Genomic DNA, 17,207 nt, shown 5'->3' with positions numbered 1-17,207 from the left:
AATTGTTTTCGTTATCGACTTGCTCGCTCTGGTACCGTGCTGACGCATCGTTTACTTATTGAGACTGACGTTGCTGGCGAATCTGCTCCATCACTTGTCCCATCGGTTCGGTGATAATGAGATCAGCATGGCGATCATGTGCGGTTGCCGAGGCATTCATCAGTACCGTATAATTTCCTCGGAAATATTGAATAAAACTTGCCGCCGGATAGACGGTCAGTGATGTACCACCAATAATGAGCAAATCGGCGGAGCTAAGCGCTGCCACTGTATTGCCGATCACTTCCGCATCAAGCGACTCGCCATATAGCACTACATCCGGGCGAATGATGCCACCATCATGCGGACAGCGCGGAATGCCTGCCTGAGCAAGCACATCGTCCAACGAATAACGGCGCCCACAATCAATACAATAATTGCGATGCACCGAGCCGTGCAGTTCCAGCACATAACGGCTGCCTGCTTTTTGATGTAATCCGTCGATATTTTGTGTAATGATCGCACTTAGCTTCCCTTCTTGCTCCAGTTCGGCAAGCAGCTTATGCACCGGATTAGGCTGTGCATTAGGATATAGCAATCGGGTACGATAAAATTCATAAAACAGCTCTGGTTCATGCTCAAAAAAACGATGACTGAGCATTTCTTCCGGCGTATAACCACGCTGCCCACTTTCACTATACAATCCTTGTGCCGAACGAAAATCAGGAATGCCGCTCTCGGTCGATGTACCTGCTCCACCAAAAAATACAATCCGCTGCGATTGCTGTATCCATTGTGCCAATTGTTCGGTTTTGTTCATCATATAGCCCCCTGTTCGTTAATTATGTGTAAGCCTTATATTGTATACCCTACATGCATATCGATATGTTTATCGCTTATGATTCATACTTGCTGAGCTTATGTTTTATATTACCCTTTGTACGAGCAAAAAGCAGCGTTTCAGCTGTACCTGTACTAGTACAAAACGCTGCTTCAAGCTCGCTTATGTGTGCGCACACCGCTACGATGATCGATCGCTGTTAACTTATCGGTGTTTATTATGTTTGACACTATACCCGATAGAGCGCTGCCTAACAGTACAGGCAGTATGATGATGCGTAGTTAATTGGACTTGAATGCTGTTGCGGGAATATCTTTCATCCAGCTTACGAGTGCATTAACCGTCTGACTGCGCTGCTCCTGCTCGGTAATCTGTGCAGGCTTATCGCCCTTTTGCTGTCCATAACTGCCGAACTGGGCATGATCGCCGCCTTTGATGCTGTAATAGACCGTAGTCGCCGGCAGCAACGTACGGGCGGCTTCATATTTGTCGCGCTGCAACACACCGTCATTGGAGGCGGTAATCGACAGTACCGATAGCCCACTATTGCCCAAATCCGCGTCAGAATCCGGGTAAGAAGCGAGGAAAAATACACCAGCGATGCGATCTTTATGATCTGCCGCATAACGTGCAGCAAATACGCCACCAAGCGAATGACCACCGATCACAAACTTTTGCTCTGGATGACTATCCAATACAGCTTGCGCCGCATCTGGCTTGAAAAAAGCGAAATTAAGCGGCATTTTCATAATGTATACCGGATGCCCCGCTTTAGCGAGATCATTAGCGAGCAGGCTGTACGCTTCTGGTTTCACGCGCGCTCCTTGGTATAAGATCACACCGACTTTGGACGTTTTGGCAGGTGTAAACGCGATCCATTGGTCCGTATTTTGTACGGTTATACCTTGCTCTGGCGTCGTTATCGCCTGTTCTGCCTGCGCTGTCGGGCCATATGGCGTCAGCACATACCATGCTGCTGCTCCGGCAGCAATAACTAGTACAATCAGCACAACTAGCAATATTTTGCCGATGGTACGCGCGCGACTTTTGCGCCTTGTACCTCCGTAGCTGCCAAAACTACTCGTTTTACGTCTAAACATCGTATTCTCCCTCCATAAGCAATTAGGCGCTCCACTGTAGCCATACGACTCACATTTTGCCCGATTTAAACCTAGCTAGCCCTATTCATAATCCAAGCTAACTAAGGCACCAAGCATAGTGCCTAACGCTTCCTTTTGTTACTGTATCCATATGCCGCAGCGTCTGTCTCATGAACGGAGCAGCAGAGATACGAAATGGATGCAAAGCAGCCTGTCTCCCTCGCAGGACAACAGGCCGCTCGTATGTCTAGTATACCATTTCCAATATGTCAGAAGAAACTTTGTCCATTTTATCGGCAATCACAATCGCTTTATCACAAATTACTCTCGTTTTGCATACGTGTGCAAAACGGCATATCACGATCGCTGTATCGGTCATGTTGCTGCATGTTATCGCTTTTATATAGATTTAGCGTTATGGGGAGATGCGGCTTCAGCTCTGCTTCGCTTCATGATATGCCTTCATATACTGCTCTGACTTTTGACGCACCAGACTTAAATCGCCTGTTTTGATCGCATCGGTCGTCAGATCAGAGCCGATTCCGACAGCGACGGCACCGCCTTTGATCCATTCGCCCAAATTGTCCAGCGACACGCCGCCAGTTGGCATAAAATTCGCTTGTGGCATCGGGCCTTTCAGCGTTTTAATAATCGATGGCTGATACAGATTGCCTGGGAACAGCTTTACGATATCAACGCCAAGTTCAAGCGCATGCTGTACACCTTCCAGCGTCGTCACACCCGGCAATACAGGTACACGATACAAATTACAAATTTTTACCGTTTCTGGATTGAGCGATGGACTGACGACAAATTCGGCTCCAGCCATCATCGCTGCACGCGCTGTTTGCGGCTCCAGCACCGTACCGGCACCAATAATCGCAAAATTGTCGGATTTGTCCGATTTCCAGCTATACATACGGCTTAATTTTTCGATCGCATGCAGTACACCAGGCACCGTTAACGTCACTTCGATCACTTTAATGCCCCCAGCAATCGCTTGTTCCGCCATCGCAAACACTTGATCCGCCGATTCACCACGCAATACGGCAACGACACCATAGTCCATCATTTTTTGCAAAATTTGCAGTTTTTTCATATTAATTCTCCTTGGGATTGGGAACGAATTGTATTATGTTCATATCAATACGTTAATTGAGGGATGCTGTCCGATTACATCTTAGCGTTTGACGTGTACTTTGTTGCTCAAACGTGCTTCCACCTGGGCATGGGTTGGTAACGCTTCCCAATCTCCCAGCGCCTGAATGACTAACGAGCCGTTCAAATTGCCAAGCCGTACCGCTTCTTCATTGGAATAACCACGCAGCAAACCAGCCAGAAAGCCCGCACAAAATGCATCGCCAGCCCCAACTTCATCGACCATATGCTCCGCCTTGAAATAAGGTACCTCGATCGTACGATCCTTTTCCACCACATAGTTCAGATCAGGCCCGCCTTTGACGATACTGGTCGCCTTTAACTGGCGCAAACGCGCGAAAATGTCCGCTTCATCCGATGTATCATATATCAATTGCAGTTCATCCAATCCAGGCAGAAAATAATCACATTGCTCCGCCAGCTCCAACAATACTGGACGCGCTTCTTCAATCGTCCACAGTTTTAGCCGTATATTCGGATCAAACGATACTTTCACGCCTGCTGCTTTGGCAATCTGCACCGCTCGCTTTACGGTCGCCAGCCCGGATGGACTGATCGCCGCAGTAATGCCAGTCACATGCAAAATGCGTGCACCAGCGATGTAATCGGCGTCCAGATCATCCGGTTGCATCTGGCTTGCTGCCGTATTGCGGCGATAATAGTGTACCGCCAATTTGCCAAATACGGTTTCACGCACCATAATTCCGGTCGATTGCCCGTCTACCAACATCGAGCGTGACACATCTACGCCTTCGCCACGGAACGCTTTTTGAATCATATTACCAAGTGAATCATTACCAAGTCTGCCGCACCATCCAACCGAATGACCGAGCCGTGCTATACCGATCGCCAAATTGCCCTCTGCACCACCAAACGACTTGCGCAGCTGTGCAGTATACTCCAGACCACGGGAGTCTTCCGCCGTCAACAGTCCCATCGATTCACCAAAGGTAACGACTTCCGGAGAACCTGTCCGATTGTTCATGTTCTTTCCCCCTGATTCAAGTGATTTGTTATGCATCGTCATTCAACGTCACATACTATTCATTTTCGCAACCGCTTTCGTGCTTGTCAATGAGACAACTTTATGAATATGCGTGCATTTTATTCACTACGATTTTACTTGCAGCGATCCGCTTTCGTTCCGTGCTCACTAGCGCAACGGTCAGCAGCACTTTTTTACTAGCACCTATACGCAAACATGGCATGTTAGAATAGCCACCACTGCGGTACGGATTGGTGTACAAGCCTGAGATTGGCGATTTGGATAGCGCTAGCGTCCCCCAATCGGTCGTAAGCAAAGTGAACGATAACATCGATCAAAGCGAGCTTATTACGTCTTCTATCCACGGCATATCGACATAACATACCTTATCGTTTTATACAAACATAAATGCCAGGTGGATAAATTAGGGAATTTTCGTTTCATGCTATATAGACCGGGTAATTAAAGAGCAACTACTTGTATCACATAAATAAGTCTTTACCCTTACCCTGACAGGAGTGATATGGTTATGGCAAACACCAAGAGCAATGGCAAAATGACCCGCCAAGAAGCCGGTCGCATGGGCGGTCAGGCTACTTCCCGTAAACATAGCAAAGAATTTTATCAACAAATAGGCAAAAAGGGCGGACAGGCGACCTCGCGCAATCATGATAAAGAATTTTACCAAGAGATCGGCCGCAAAGGTGGCGAAGCCACTTCCGAAACGCATGATCGCGACTTTTACAAGGAAATTGGTCGCAAGGGCGGCAGTCGCTAACGATCGTTCGTCGATTGCATGCGTATTAAATGCCGCACTACTATAATCGAAAGTAGACTCTTTTAATGATGCACAAAAAGAGTCTGCTTTTTTGTTGTCTTTTTCTCGGTCAATTACATAATATAAGCTGGCAAAAAGCTAACACATATGATAGACTCTATTAAAAACTTTTGTGTAATACTAGCCTTTAAGCCTATGTTGACACGTATTGATCCGTATGCCAAAACGCGATTTGCCGTATGTTCATTTGCTCTTTTGCTGTATTATGCAAGCCTTTTCCAGCTTTTTACTTTGCTATTCAACCGCGCTAAAGTCAAAAAGCTACTATTATATATTTGGGGGGAAACCGACACCATGGCAGCCAACACAAAAAACAAAATGCGTTCGGACATGATCAAAAAAGGTTTCGATCGTGCGCCGCACCGCAGTCTGCTGCGCGCAGCCGGCGTTAAGGAAGAAGATTTCGACAAACCGTTTATCGCTGTATGTAACTCCTACATCGATATCGTGCCAGGGCATGTGCATTTGCAAGAGTTCGGCAAAATCGTCAAAGAAGCGATTCGCGAAGCGGGCGGCGTACCGTTCGAGTTTAATACAATCGGTGTCGATGACGGGATTGCAATGGGTCATATCGGTATGCGCTATTCTTTGCCAAGCCGTGAGATTATCGCAGATTCACTAGAAACAGTCGTATCGGCACACTGGTTTGACGGTATGGTTTGTATCCCGAACTGTGACAAAATCACACCGGGTATGTTGATGGGCGCACTGCGTGTGAACATTCCGACATTGTTTGTTAGCGGTGGTCCGATGAAAGCCGGTAAAGACAGCACCGGACGTTCGATCTCGCTGACTTCGGTATTTGAAGGTGTCGGTGCATTCCAAGCTGGCAAAATCGATGACAAAACATTGCTGGAACTGGAACAATTCGGTTGTCCAACCTGTGGTTCATGTTCCGGTATGTTCACAGCGAACTCTATGAACTGTCTGGCAGAAGCGCTCGGTCTAGCTTTGCCAGGTAACGGAACGATTTTGGCAGTAGCGCCGGAACGCCGTGATTTTGTTAGAAAATCGGCTACACAATTGATGGAACTGATCAAACTTGATCTGAAACCACGCGATATCGTAACCGAAAAAGCGATTGATAACGCATTTGCACTCGATATGGCGATGGGCGGTTCCACCAACACAGTATTGCACACATTAGCATTGGCACATGAAGCAGGATTTGAATATCCGATCGAACGCATCAATGAAGTGGCAAACCGTGTTCCTCATTTGGCGAAACTCGCTCCGGCATCAGACTGGCATATCGAAGATGTGCATCTGGCTGGTGGCGTAAGCGCCGTACTGAACGAACTGCTGAAAAAACCGGGCGCTCTGCATGAAGATTGCATCACCGTTACAGGCAAAACGATTCGCGAAAATGTCGAAGGTCAGGAAATTCAAAATCATGAAGTCATTCATGCGATTGATAACCCACACTCCGAACGCGGCGGTCTAGCTGTGCTGTTCGGTAATCTGGCACCTGAAGGTTCGATCATTAAAGTCGGTGCGGTTGATCCGTCGGTTGGTGGCTACCATAAAGGCCCGGCGATCTGTTTTGATTCTCAAGATGATGCGCTGTACGGCATCGCCAACGGTCATGTTAAAGAAGGACATGTCGTTGTTATCCGTTATGAAGGTCCAAAAGGCGGCCCAGGAATGCCGGAAATGCTCGCACCAACGTCTCAAATCGTCGGTATGGGTCTCGGGGCGAAAGTCGGTCTGATCACAGACGGACGTTTCTCCGGTGCATCGCGCGGTATTAGTATCGGTCATATTTCACCAGAAGCGGCAGAAGGCGGCCCGATCGCATTCGTGCATGATGGCGATATTATCGAGCTGGATTTGAACGAGCGTCATATCACGCTCCACGTTAGCGACGAAGAACTGGCAGAACGCCGTAAAAATGAATGGAAAGAATTCGAGCCAAAAGTAAAAACTGGATATTTGGCACGTTATTCCAAACTCGTTACGAATGCAAGTATGGGCGGCATTATGAAAATCTAATCCGTCTCCACATCAAAGGCGTCCTATTATCGCAGCTTGCGATTGGGACGCCTTTTTCGTATGATTGCTTTTAGCTTATTTCATAGAATATATAGATACATACATAAAAGGGATCATTCACCTTTATTTTTATTGTCGTTTCTAGATACAATCCGCTATACGCAAAAGGCAAAGGAGTAAACGGCTGCATATCGTTTCCCCCTTTGCCTTCTGTTTACTTATGTTTATGCGCTTATGAAGGCTGTGTCTGCACATCCGTGCTTACCAGCGTATCCTGAGCAACAGCGGCATTGTCAGGCTGTAACGTCGTTGTGGAGCGCGTAACATGCGTCTGTGCTGCGCTTGCCACATCTGCCATATGATCGCTATAGCGCTGGATAAAGCCAGCCGTAGACACGACCATCGCACGCGGAATGAGATGATCTGATTGCTCCTTCAAACGCATACTACCTGCCGGGTGAATAATCGTCAACAGCATTTTTAAATACCAGCGTGTTAAGATGGCGAATACGCCTTGTGGCAGCTCGCGTACGGCAAACCCGAACTTCTGCGGGCCACGATTAATCATACTTACACCATATAGCGCACGCGCTTGCATTAGCTCTGGCTGCTGCTGCATCTGTATAGCCAGCTTCGGAAAATCTTCCCGTGCAGCTTGAATGAACAAAATAGCAAGCTGCATCATAGAACGTGAACCGGATGTCAGCTCGAACAGTTGCTTATTGTCAAAATGCAGCTCGATGATCGGATCGCCACGTTCCAACCACTCTCCTGACTCCAGCTCTAACGGTCTGCCGTGATAAGCGCGCAGCCTGTAATGGAACAGACCGCCTGGCCCTGTTTTTTGCAAATGAAACATGCGATGAAATAGCTTTTCCCAGCCTAGCCATAAACCGATAAGCACTTTTTTGAACGGTGACAAGAGCGAACCTAGCGGTGCACGACGCACATTGGTGCCATCCTCTCCCTCACGGGCAGAGCGATCTTTTCTCTGTCTGGACATATAGTCGCTTCCTTCCATTAGCGTGCCGATTGTAACCGCCTCTAAACCGCGTTGCTGCGCTGCTTGTAACACAATTTCCAGCGCCGCCAACATTTCGGCAGGAGCATCGCGGTCGGCTCCCCAAGTGTTGCCACAATCATGCAGCAGCATAATTTCACCGCCGCTAAGCTTGTGCAGCATACGAGCAGCGAGTTTCTCCCTACCTACCCGTTTCCGCCAATCGCCAAACAAACAAGACCAGAGCACGATATCATAATGACTGTGGCGCGACAAATCGGATTGGTTGACGATGCCCCACGGTGGACGATAATATATCGGACGTTTGCCGGTCAATTGATAAATAATTTGCTGGGTCAGATAAATTTGACGACGTACGGCTGTCGGTGACATCAGCCAGTTGGCACGATGGATATAATTATGGATACCGATCTGGTGCCCTTCCTGATGAATCCGGCGCACAATGTCAGGATACAATTCCGCATGACGCCCAACGACAAAAAAGGTCGCCTTTGCATTGTAACGCTTCAACAGATCAAGCAATAGCGGTGTGTAAATCGGATCAGGCCCATCGTCAAAAGTTAATGCGAACGCCGTCTCACTATTGCCACGCCGAAATACCCGATAACCAAACAGACGACTGATCAAACCCGGGATAAACGCATAAAATGAACATATGTACAGCAACCATAAAAATAGATGTCCCATCATTGCTTCTCTCAGCTCCCTATCCAGCGATACATAGTATGATATGTTTATTCTTTTATACGATCAGACGTGGAGCAAGCAACATGCGCTGCTTGTAATGTAGTCGTAAAAGAGCATGTATTATCGTTATCTCGATCTTACACGCCGATATTGGCTTTTAACAGGATTCGATCTATACTATTTTATCATAACCTCCTGTTACTTAAATAAAAGGGAATGTGATCGATTTGACAAAAAAGGGGTTTTACGTTCCATGTTGCCATTGTATAAAAAGTATTGGCGAACCGCATTCGATATCGGAATCGTCGTACTGACGGTTTATCTCGTCTTGCTGTTGTCTAGCTGGTTGTACCGCATTGCCGCACCTGTGTTTCTTTCCCTGCTTATCTTTGCTATGATTGAGCCGTTTGCGATGTTTTTAAAACGGCGTGGCTTGCCCAAAATGGCATGTTCAGCTATTGCGGTACTTGTATTCGTACTGATCATTTTAGGAGCACTGTTTGGAGCAGGTTTGGTATTTGTCGCCCAGATTAGCCAGGTCACCGATGCGTTGCCAGGCTATGCGGCGATCGTGCAGCACCATTTTGCACAATTTACTACCTTTTTGCAAAATCAGCTACAAGCGTTGCCTGATGGTGTAGCCGAGCAAATTAATGAATATTTTGCGACCTTTACCGCCGGTTTGGCAGTGTGGGGCAAAACATTGTTTAATGCTGCGCTTGGCTGGCTTGGCACATTTTCATCATTTATCGGCAGCTTTGCGGTCGGCATCGTACTCGCCTTTTTTCTAAGTGCCGAGATTGATCTGTGGCGCCGTATTGCAGCAGAGAAAACGCCGAATACGATCAAACAAGCATCATCGTTTTTAAAGAAGCATGTGTTGTTTGCGATCGGTGCTTATATTAAGGCACAAATGATGATGGTCTCGCTCACCTTTGTATTGGTGTACATCGGCTTGCTCATTTTACAGGTCGATCATGCATTTTCGCTGGCGATTCTTAGCGCCGTGTTCGATATTTTGCCACTGCTCGGTATACCGGTTATTTTCATTCCGTGGATCGTATATTTGTTTATTGTCGGACAGACCGGGCTGGCGATTGGACTGACAATCGTATTGGTCGTCGTTATGCTAACTCGCCAACTGCTTGAACCGAAAATTACCGGTAATTCAATCGGCATCACCTCTGCTTATTTGATGCTGTCTGCGATGATTATCTCGCTATCGATTTTTGGTGTCGCCGGGTTAGTGTTGTCACCGATTTTGATCATTTTGCTCAAAGAGCTGTTTGTACAGGGCTATTTACAGCGCTGGATTCGTTTGCCCAAAGAAGAATTTGAGCCGATGCATCCTCCTGTCGATCATATGAGTACGGCTGACACAGAGACACATTAAACATCGGACACGCTGTAAACGTATCTCGCACTTGTATGGACAGGTAAATAGATCGTCGTGCATAGCTGCGCTTATGAAACGATCGGCTTCCATCCGGTATATACAATATAGCAACGTATGAAAAGCAACCGTTCCATCCTACCAATTACGATACGCTACCTTTACTAAGCTTACGAACAGCCTGTATACAGCTGTATCGCGCGTACTCACGATTTGCCGCCTATTCGACAACTGCTACTTTATATCCATGCTAATATGCCTATATTATTTATAAACGAATTTCACCCTTTCGATTCAAATTATGTGCAAATTATGCATGTCGTAGCTTATGATACCGTCTGAATGTAAAGACTGTGTATGTTACTGTCTTCATTAGGACATTACAATGACGCATAAATTACCAAACACGATAAAAAGCTGCACCTTCCTATATTGGAAGATGCAGCTTTTTAGATTGGAATCGAGCACGAGAGCGAGCTTTATACCGTTATATCGACCGTGCTTTCCCCGATATTGTCGATCATACTATCCTTCTCTATTATGCTTCTTTATCGAAATGGGAAATAGTATTGGTATCAGAACCTTTTGCACGCATGTCATACACATCGTTGACATGATTCGGCTGTAAAGACATCCCATCGGCTGTGTTAGAGCGAGCGCCTGCTTCACCTTCGATTGCTGTCACCAGTTCTGCTGCTTCGACCTCATCAAGCGTGAACTTTGAAATAGTTTCTTTTAAGCCAACCGATACGTTTTCCAATTGACTGGACAGCGTGACAAGCTGTGTACTTACATTTTGCTGCTCACTGCTAAGGGAAGCGACTTCCTGTGAAGTGGCAGACGATTGCTCAGCAACCGCACTTACATTGCTCATCGCCTCGCTCATCGAATGTTGTACACGATTAAGCTCGTTGATCGACTGCGTAGCTGAGCCAAGTTTGTGGACGAACTCGGTCATCTGCTGCTGTACGGTTTCAAAAATGCCTGTCGTTGCCTGCACCGCTTCGGTCTGGTCACGGAACAACGGGAACGCTTCGTTAAGCACGCGTACCGTCTCATCCATTTCCTTCTGAATATTGGCTGTAATCTGACCAACCATCAAAATCGATTGACGCGATTGCTCTGCCAAATTACGCACTTCATCTGCCACAACCATAAAGCCTTTACCTGCTGCGCCTGCACGAGCCGCCTCAATCGTAGCATTCAGTGACAAAATATTCGTCTGCTTCGTAATGTTTTGCATCGCATCCAGCACCTGTTGTACAGACGATGTACTTTCTTTAAGCGAGTCGATCCGCATGCTGAGCGAGCGAATCATATCTTCGGTCACCTTCGTTTTGCCAAGCAGCTCATCCATATGATGAACCCCTGTTTTGCCGGCTTCTTCTACTTTGCCAGCCGAAATTTCCATCTGTTTATTCGCGTCCACGACTCGGTTCATACGATCATTCATCGTCTCGGTCAGCTCTGTGCCACGCTCAGCTTCAAGTGCCAGACTGCCTGCACCGTTAGCGATTTCTTCCGTCGCTGTCGCAATTTCACGCGCGGATGTCGCTGTCTGACGCGAAGCGCCACTAAGCGTTGTCGCGGTATCAAACACATGCTGAGCCGATTGGTTCGTCTGTTTGACCAAATTCGTAATATTTTCCATCATCGTATTAAAAGCGTCGCCCAATTGTCCAATTTCATCGGCTGACTTATGATTTGTACGTACGCTCAAAATGCCTTGTGAACCAAGATTCATTAGCTGTTGCAACTTACGCAGCGGTGTGCCGATCATACGAATGATGACCAAACCGATCAAAACGGCTACAATCGCGCACACGATCGCCATAATCCAAGTCAGTGTCAAAATCGGGCTAGCACTGGATACAAGCACTTTAACTGGCACAGTTCCAATCAGTTTCCAATCGACCGTATTCAGTACCGAATACGCAACGAGAATCGGCTGTGTGCCCGTATCGTCTTGAAAACGACCGCTACCACCTTTAATCTGATCAAGGAAATTGAATGAAGAAGGATGGGATACCGTATCCGACAACGTCGAAGCGACAATCGTATTGTTAGGACCACCTATCAAATTCACATTACCGCCTTCGCCTAAATCCAAATTATCAATCTGATCATTCAGCCACTTGCTGCTAATATTCATCACAAACACAAACGATTCAGGGCTACCTGACAAACGCATTGCGCGCGCATAAGTGAAAATTTTGCCCGTACCTGCTGTTGATTCGGACGGAATCCATTGCATCACACCTTTTTCGGTCGTCAGCGTTTTGTACCATGACTGCTTACGTGCATCTTCGGCATTCGGAATACCTGTACCCGAACCGATAACATTCATCTTCGTATCCTCTGGAATCAAATAAATCGCTTCAATAGAATCGGTGGAGTTCATCTGGTTTTGCAAATTTTGGGTGATTGAATTAATCGTCTGATATTTATCGTATTCTGACAGATTGTAGCTTAACAGCTTGCTCAAATCCGTCTGCATCGTCGGATCAAAAAACACTTGAATCGAAGAATTAACAATTTGGTTCAGCATCACGTCCAGCTTTTCCCCTGTCTGGATGATCGTCTGCTCATTGCTAATTGACGCATTTTCCTTAATTACACTTTTGGCACGTAAGTAGGAAAATGAACCGAGCAATACAACACAGAGCATAATAGCAATAAAAAACATTAAAAACAATTTCATCCCAACCGATTTGGTCGGATTGAAATCACGCCAATTTTTAACGGCAGACAGAGAGACACGTCCAGCATGTTGCAGCTGCTCTCGCGAAATTCGTAATGTGCTCAACTTGAACGTATTGTTCAATTTGCCTGTTGATGCTGCAACACCGGCATCTCGAACCGGCACTTGTTTCTTCCCTTTGCCGCGCTGCTTAAACCACTTATGTAGCGCCTGTTGTACTGGTTGTTGCTTTTCCCCTTTTTGTTGCGTCAGCTTTGGAGTAGCATTCTTAAGTTGCTTCGTTTCGGCTGGTTGTTTAAGTAACTTTTTGGATAATTTAGCCGGCTTGCCTTCCGACTTCCCCGATTTTCGCCATAAAGCCATAACGTTCACCTACCATCTTAAAATTCAGGACCTGCAATACACTTTCTCTCCAGGTTTACATTTACAGCCTGTTAATCTCTATCTCTCTATTTATCATTCAGAGCCCCTTCTGGAGTCCTAGAGCTATAGTTCTGCTTTCATTATCGTTGATTGACCAATAAAAATGAACCCTTTTTTTCAAAAAGTAAGGTCTTTTATACTATAATTCATAAAAAACTTAACATCACTCTTTAAATTATACCATAATATGTAAAATAATATGAATTGTAAGCGATATCATTTTCAGAAAAAATATAAATATATCATTATATGTAATGAAAACGACAAAAAAAGACAGGATTCTCTGTTTTGCTGTCAGGTTGAATACATGTTCAACTTACCGCAAACACAGTTTCCTGTCGTTTAAATAGCAATCCTAGCCAACATTCACATGGATCGTTAGCGTCGTTTAGATGATAGGTTTACACCTGTTCACTATATAATAATGGCTTAAACTGCCGCTACCGTTTTGGCAGCTACCTTCACATTCTTTTTGCGCATCATATCAAAATAACGTACTGGCTGGTCAACATGCAATCGAATCTTTTGCAGCGGATGACGGGCAGCATCCAGTTCATTGCCTTCCTCATCCCAGATCGTACCGACCTGTTGCTTAAAGAACGTACCATTCGGACCGAAAAATTCAATTTCCTGACCCGGCTTGAAATGGTTGCGCTGCTGGATCGTTGCAATTCCGGTCGCTTCATCATAATCGAGCACCAGTCCGGCAAAATCATAAGGTACTGCCTTGTCTTCCGGTTCATAAATATGATCTTCCTGATCTGGTGTATCGTAGAAGAAACCTGTATTAAGCGGACGATTCGCCGCTTTATTCAGTTCTTCCAACCATTCCGGTTTCAGCTCATAGTTGTCGGGATCAGCCATGTAGGAGTCAATCGCCTGCCGATATGCATTTACAACCGTCGCTACATAGTGGATCGATTTCATCCGTCCTTCAATTTTAAAACTGTCGATACCGACTTCGATTAAATCGGGAATCGCCTCCAGCATGCATAAATCTTTGGAGCCCATCGAAAAGGGCTGGTCGCCTTCTTCATACAGCGGAAGCTGATTCACACCGAGTCGAAATTGTTCCAATACGCGATGTTCTGACGCTTCTTCTTCTGAAATCCATTCTGCCTGTGGACGTGAATCTTCAAATAGATCGTATTTCCAGCGGCAAGACTGACAGCAACCACCACGGTTGGAATCACGGTCGGTAAAATGGTTAGACAGCACGCAGCGTCCAGAAAAAGACGAGCACATCGCGCCATGAATAAACGCTTCGATCTCCACATCGACATGCTTTTTAATCTCGGCAATTTCCTCCAGGCTCGTCTCACGTCCTAGTACGACACGTGGCAAACCTTCTTCTTTCCAGAACTTCACCGCTTGCCAGTTAAGTGTCGATTGCTGTGTACTTAAGTGTACTTCCAGCTTAGGTGCACAACGCAAGGCGATGTCCACAATCGTCGGGTCTGCCGCAATAATCGCGGAAATACCAACATCTTCCAAATTGCGCAAATATTGCTCGATGCCATCCACATCTTCATCATGCGCATAAATATTAGTCGCTACAAACACTTTTGCCCCGTATCGGTTAGCAAACTCTACGCCTTCCCGCATCTCCTCAAAGGTGAAGTTATCCGCGTTGGACCGAAGACCGTATTTTTGCCCGCCAATATAAACGGCGTCAGCACCGTAATGAATAGCAAATTTCAGCTTTTCCAAATTCCCTGCCGGTGCAAGCAGTTCCGGCTTGTCCAGCCGATATCGTTTGCCAAAATGAATTGGTTTAGACTTTGTACTCATGGAGACCTCCCCCTCGATCTTGTTGCCTCTGTTCGTCATCGTTTACCGCCGACAAACCGTTAATACACCTGTTCTTTATAAAAGAAACCAAATGACAGCTCGCGCTCCGGGTCTTGCCGTTCACGCACTTCTTCCAGCCATGATTCATCGAATTCATAAGCGTCTGCATCTGCTGCATACGCATCGATGGCAGCGCGATAAGCGCGCACGACCGCTACATTATAAGCGACCGATTTTAGTATGCCTTCGATTTTAAAGCTATGCACGCCTGCTTCCATTAACAGATGCAAATCTTCCAAAATGCAAATGTCTTCCGAGCTCATAATATGTGTACCATTGCTATCTTCGTAAATAGGAAACTTCTCGTCACGACGCTCCGCTTCGATCAAAAACAGACCGCGTGCCAGCCCTAGATCACCGTCCACCTGACGTCCTTGATGTGCCATATAACTTTGGACGAGTTGGCGTTTGGAATGATAAATATTCGTCATCCCGTGCACCTGTACTTGTGCTTCCACATCCAGTTTGTCGATCATACCGGTAATCTCGTCCATATTTAGCTCACGTGCCAACACGACGCGTGTCGCCCCTTTACGTCCCCAATAGTTCGCGGTAGACGAGTTGGTCGAAGTCATCTCTGCATTCCAGTGTAAACGCATATCGGGTGCCAGTTCGCGCGCTGTCGTTAGCACCGCTGGATCGCCAAATTCAATACCGTCTACACCTGCATCACGTAAGCCTGCAATATAAGCTGGCAGTTCTGCCAACGCATCATTCGTCATCAGATTGTTCACTGCCACATACACTTGTTTGCCATGCTGATGGCTGTACAGAACCGCTGCAGCGATTTCGGTTAGTGTAAACTGTCCTGGCAACCGCATTCCAAAGCGCTCCTCACCGATCAGAAACGCATCGGCTCCCGCTTCAGCAAGCAGACGCAATTCCGCTAGCGAGGATGCTGTAATTAGCAGCTCAGGTTTGTTACTCATCTCAAGCACCTCCCAGCCTTACGGCTGTCATTTCATCATCATTGCTATTGCTATCCATCACATTAAGGCAGCGAATTACTCGCTGCCTGTAGATGTCGATTCAGTTGTAACATCGGACGTTTCACCAGTAGCTTCGCCTGAAACTTCACTAGTAGCTTCACCTGAAGCTTTATTGTCCTGTCCTTGTTCGTCTGCTGTGCTCGTCTGCTTGCTCAGCGCAATATTGTGCTGATGCTCTGCATACGTTTTGGCAAACAGATGTCCGCCAGAGCCATCCTTTTTCGTTACATAATACAAATAATCGGATGTTTTAGGCTCCAATGCTGCTTTGATCGCTTCGATGCCTGGATTGGCAATCGGGCCTGGTGGCAATCCATTGTGCAAATACGTATTGTAAGGACTATCGATTTTTAGATCGGAATAAAGCAGGCGCTGCTTTTGCTTACCGAGCGCATACTGTACAGTTGCATCGATTTGCAGACGCATTCCCTGCTTGATGCGATTGTCGATCACGCCTGCTACTTCGGCACGCTCAGCTGGTACAACTACTTCGCGTTCAATTAGCGATGCTTCGGTCAATAACTGATGCAATGTCATATTGCGCGCTTTCAGCTTCTGATCAAAATTGTTAATCGTCGCCAAATTGGCACGTGTGCCTGCCAGCATATTCGCAATGATGTCTGCTGGTGTACTATCGAGCGGCAGATCGTATGTCGCCGGGAACAGATAACCTTCTAGCGGATGCAAAATGCCGTTACCTGTTGGCACATTCCATTCACGCGCCTGCTTGAACTGGGATGGGTCATCCACAAGCTTCATAAATTCATCGCGATTCACATAGCCTAGACTGCTTAGCTTGTCGGCAATCTGGGTTACCGTATAACCTTCCGGAATCGTAAATTTCATCGTTTTCGGTACAACGACGTCGGCGTTGTTCAGCTTCGTTATAATCTGCTCATACGTCATGCCTGGCGTAAATTCGTAATCGCCCGCCTTAAACGCTTTGCCTTCATCGTTCCAGCGCAAATACATACGAAATGCCAAATCATTGCGAATAATTCCTTTGCCCTCTAAATCGCTGGCAAGCTTAGCCGTTGACGTACCTTCGGACAGAGTATAGGCAACCGGCTCAGATGAAGCCGCAGTAGGTTGCATCGCATTCCACCCGTAAATGACGAGCCCTGCTATCACAACGATAACAATAAGTATAATCCCTAAAGGGACGCTAACTTTTTTGCGCAATGAGCATAACAACTCCTTTGACAGTCAAAAAGAGCGGAATAGGCTCCGCTCTTCTCAAGACATAACT

12 protein-coding genes are annotated in these 17,207 nt (G+C 46.5%); 3 read left to right on the top strand and 9 right to left on the bottom strand.

All coding sequences use genetic code 11. The features are described from left to right. Positions 1 to 55: 55 nt before the first annotated feature. From U1I11_RS05725 to U1I11_RS05710, 4 genes are all read right to left on the bottom strand, one after another. Positions 56 to 799 (bottom strand): NAD-dependent protein deacylase, encoded by a 744-nt coding sequence (locus U1I11_RS05725; RefSeq protein WP_322905728.1) that lies wholly within the window; start codon positions 797 to 799, stop codon positions 56 to 58. Between the two features lie 302 nt (positions 800 to 1,101). Next, positions 1,102 to 1,920, bottom strand: a complete 819-nt coding sequence (locus U1I11_RS05720) for an alpha/beta fold hydrolase (RefSeq protein WP_322904627.1) — start codon at positions 1,918 to 1,920, stop codon at positions 1,102 to 1,104. A 433-nt stretch (positions 1,921 to 2,353) separates the two neighbouring features. Then, positions 2,354 to 3,019, bottom strand: a complete 666-nt coding sequence (locus U1I11_RS05715; protein ID WP_322904625.1) for a bifunctional 2-keto-4-hydroxyglutarate aldolase/2-keto-3-deoxy-6-phosphogluconate aldolase — start codon at positions 3,017 to 3,019, stop codon at positions 2,354 to 2,356. A gap of 81 nt (positions 3,020 to 3,100) precedes the next feature. Beyond that, complete coding sequence (locus U1I11_RS05710) at positions 3,101 to 4,063, bottom strand: sugar kinase (protein WP_322904623.1); 963 nt, start codon at positions 4,061 to 4,063, stop codon at positions 3,101 to 3,103. A 529-nt stretch (positions 4,064 to 4,592) separates the two neighbouring features. Here U1I11_RS05710 and U1I11_RS05705 point away from each other — a divergent pair. Both U1I11_RS05705 and ilvD read left to right on the top strand, forming a co-directional pair. Further along, complete coding sequence (locus U1I11_RS05705) at positions 4,593 to 4,841, top strand: general stress protein (RefSeq protein WP_322904621.1); 249 nt, start codon at positions 4,593 to 4,595, stop codon at positions 4,839 to 4,841. Positions 4,842 to 5,219: 378 nt separating this feature from the next. Further along, positions 5,220 to 6,893, top strand: a complete 1,674-nt coding sequence (gene ilvD, locus U1I11_RS05700; RefSeq protein WP_322905727.1) for a dihydroxy-acid dehydratase — start codon at positions 5,220 to 5,222, stop codon at positions 6,891 to 6,893. Positions 6,894 to 7,125: 232 nt separating this feature from the next. Here the strand turns inward: ilvD and U1I11_RS05695 are convergent, their stop codons facing one another. Beyond that, positions 7,126 to 8,604 carry a polysaccharide deacetylase family protein gene (locus U1I11_RS05695; protein WP_322904619.1) on the bottom strand — a complete coding sequence of 493 codons (1,479 nt, stop codon included), beginning with the start codon at positions 8,602 to 8,604 and terminating at the stop codon, positions 7,126 to 7,128. Positions 8,605 to 8,854: 250 nt separating this feature from the next. Between U1I11_RS05695 and U1I11_RS05690 the strand changes: the two genes are divergently transcribed. Then, complete coding sequence (locus tag U1I11_RS05690; protein ID WP_322904618.1) at positions 8,855 to 9,994, top strand: AI-2E family transporter; 1,140 nt, start codon at positions 8,855 to 8,857, stop codon at positions 9,992 to 9,994. Between the two features lie 538 nt (positions 9,995 to 10,532). Here the strand turns inward: U1I11_RS05690 and U1I11_RS05685 are convergent. From U1I11_RS05685 to mltG, 4 genes are all read right to left on the bottom strand, one after another. After that, entirely contained in the window at positions 10,533 to 13,058 is a 2,526-nt protein-coding gene (locus tag U1I11_RS05685; protein WP_322904617.1) for a methyl-accepting chemotaxis protein, read from the bottom strand. Between the two features lie 489 nt (positions 13,059 to 13,547). Next, a complete protein-coding gene (locus U1I11_RS05680) occupies positions 13,548 to 14,909 on the bottom strand; it encodes a peptidase U32 family protein (protein WP_322904616.1) in 1,362 nt (453 codons plus the stop codon). Positions 14,910 to 14,968: 59 nt separating this feature from the next. Then, positions 14,969 to 15,898, bottom strand: a complete 930-nt coding sequence (locus tag U1I11_RS05675; RefSeq protein WP_322904614.1) for a peptidase U32 family protein — start codon at positions 15,896 to 15,898, stop codon at positions 14,969 to 14,971. Between the two features lie 75 nt (positions 15,899 to 15,973). Next, the gene (gene mltG, locus U1I11_RS05670) at positions 15,974 to 17,140 is read right to left on the bottom strand and encodes an endolytic transglycosylase MltG (RefSeq protein WP_322904612.1); all 1,167 of its coding nucleotides are present in this window, start codon (positions 17,138 to 17,140) and stop codon (positions 15,974 to 15,976) included. Between the last annotated feature and the right edge of the window lie 67 nt (positions 17,141 to 17,207).

The sequence above is a fragment of the Paenibacillus campi genome, from assembly GCF_034659835.1.
GTDB lineage: Bacteria > Bacillota > Bacilli > Paenibacillales > Paenibacillaceae > Saccharibacillus > Saccharibacillus campi.
Note: the sequence above shows the minus strand (reverse complement) of the source record. Positions and strands in the feature narration are given on the sequence as shown.

Bases quoted from the DNA above. Each gene is read 5' to 3' on its own strand.
- U1I11_RS05675 (WP_322904614.1), bottom strand. From the start codon at position 15,898: ATGAGTAACAAACCTGAGCTGCTAATTACAGCATCCTCGCTAGCGGAA.
- ilvD (WP_322905727.1), top strand. From the start codon at position 5,220: ATGCGTTCGGACATGATCAAAAAAGGTTTCGATCGTGCGCCGCACCGC.
- U1I11_RS05725 (WP_322905728.1), bottom strand. From the start codon at position 799: ATGAACAAAACCGAACAATTGGCACAATGGATACAGCAATCGCAGCGG.
- U1I11_RS05695 (WP_322904619.1), bottom strand. From the start codon at position 8,604: ATGATGGGACATCTATTTTTATGGTTGCTGTACATATGTTCATTTTAT.
- U1I11_RS05720 (WP_322904627.1), bottom strand. From the start codon at position 1,920: ATGTTTAGACGTAAAACGAGTAGTTTTGGCAGCTACGGAGGTACAAGG.
- U1I11_RS05690 (WP_322904618.1), top strand. From the start codon at position 8,855: ATGTTGCCATTGTATAAAAAGTATTGGCGAACCGCATTCGATATCGGA.
- U1I11_RS05685 (WP_322904617.1), bottom strand. From the start codon at position 13,058: ATGGCTTTATGGCGAAAATCGGGGAAGTCGGAAGGCAAGCCGGCTAAA.
- U1I11_RS05680 (WP_322904616.1), bottom strand. From the start codon at position 14,909: ATGAGTACAAAGTCTAAACCAATTCATTTTGGCAAACGATATCGGCTG.
- U1I11_RS05705 (WP_322904621.1), top strand. From the start codon at position 4,593: ATGGCAAACACCAAGAGCAATGGCAAAATGACCCGCCAAGAAGCCGGT.
- U1I11_RS05715 (WP_322904625.1), bottom strand. From the start codon at position 3,019: ATGAAAAAACTGCAAATTTTGCAAAAAATGATGGACTATGGTGTCGTT.
- U1I11_RS05710 (WP_322904623.1), bottom strand. From the start codon at position 4,063: ATGAACAATCGGACAGGTTCTCCGGAAGTCGTTACCTTTGGTGAATCG.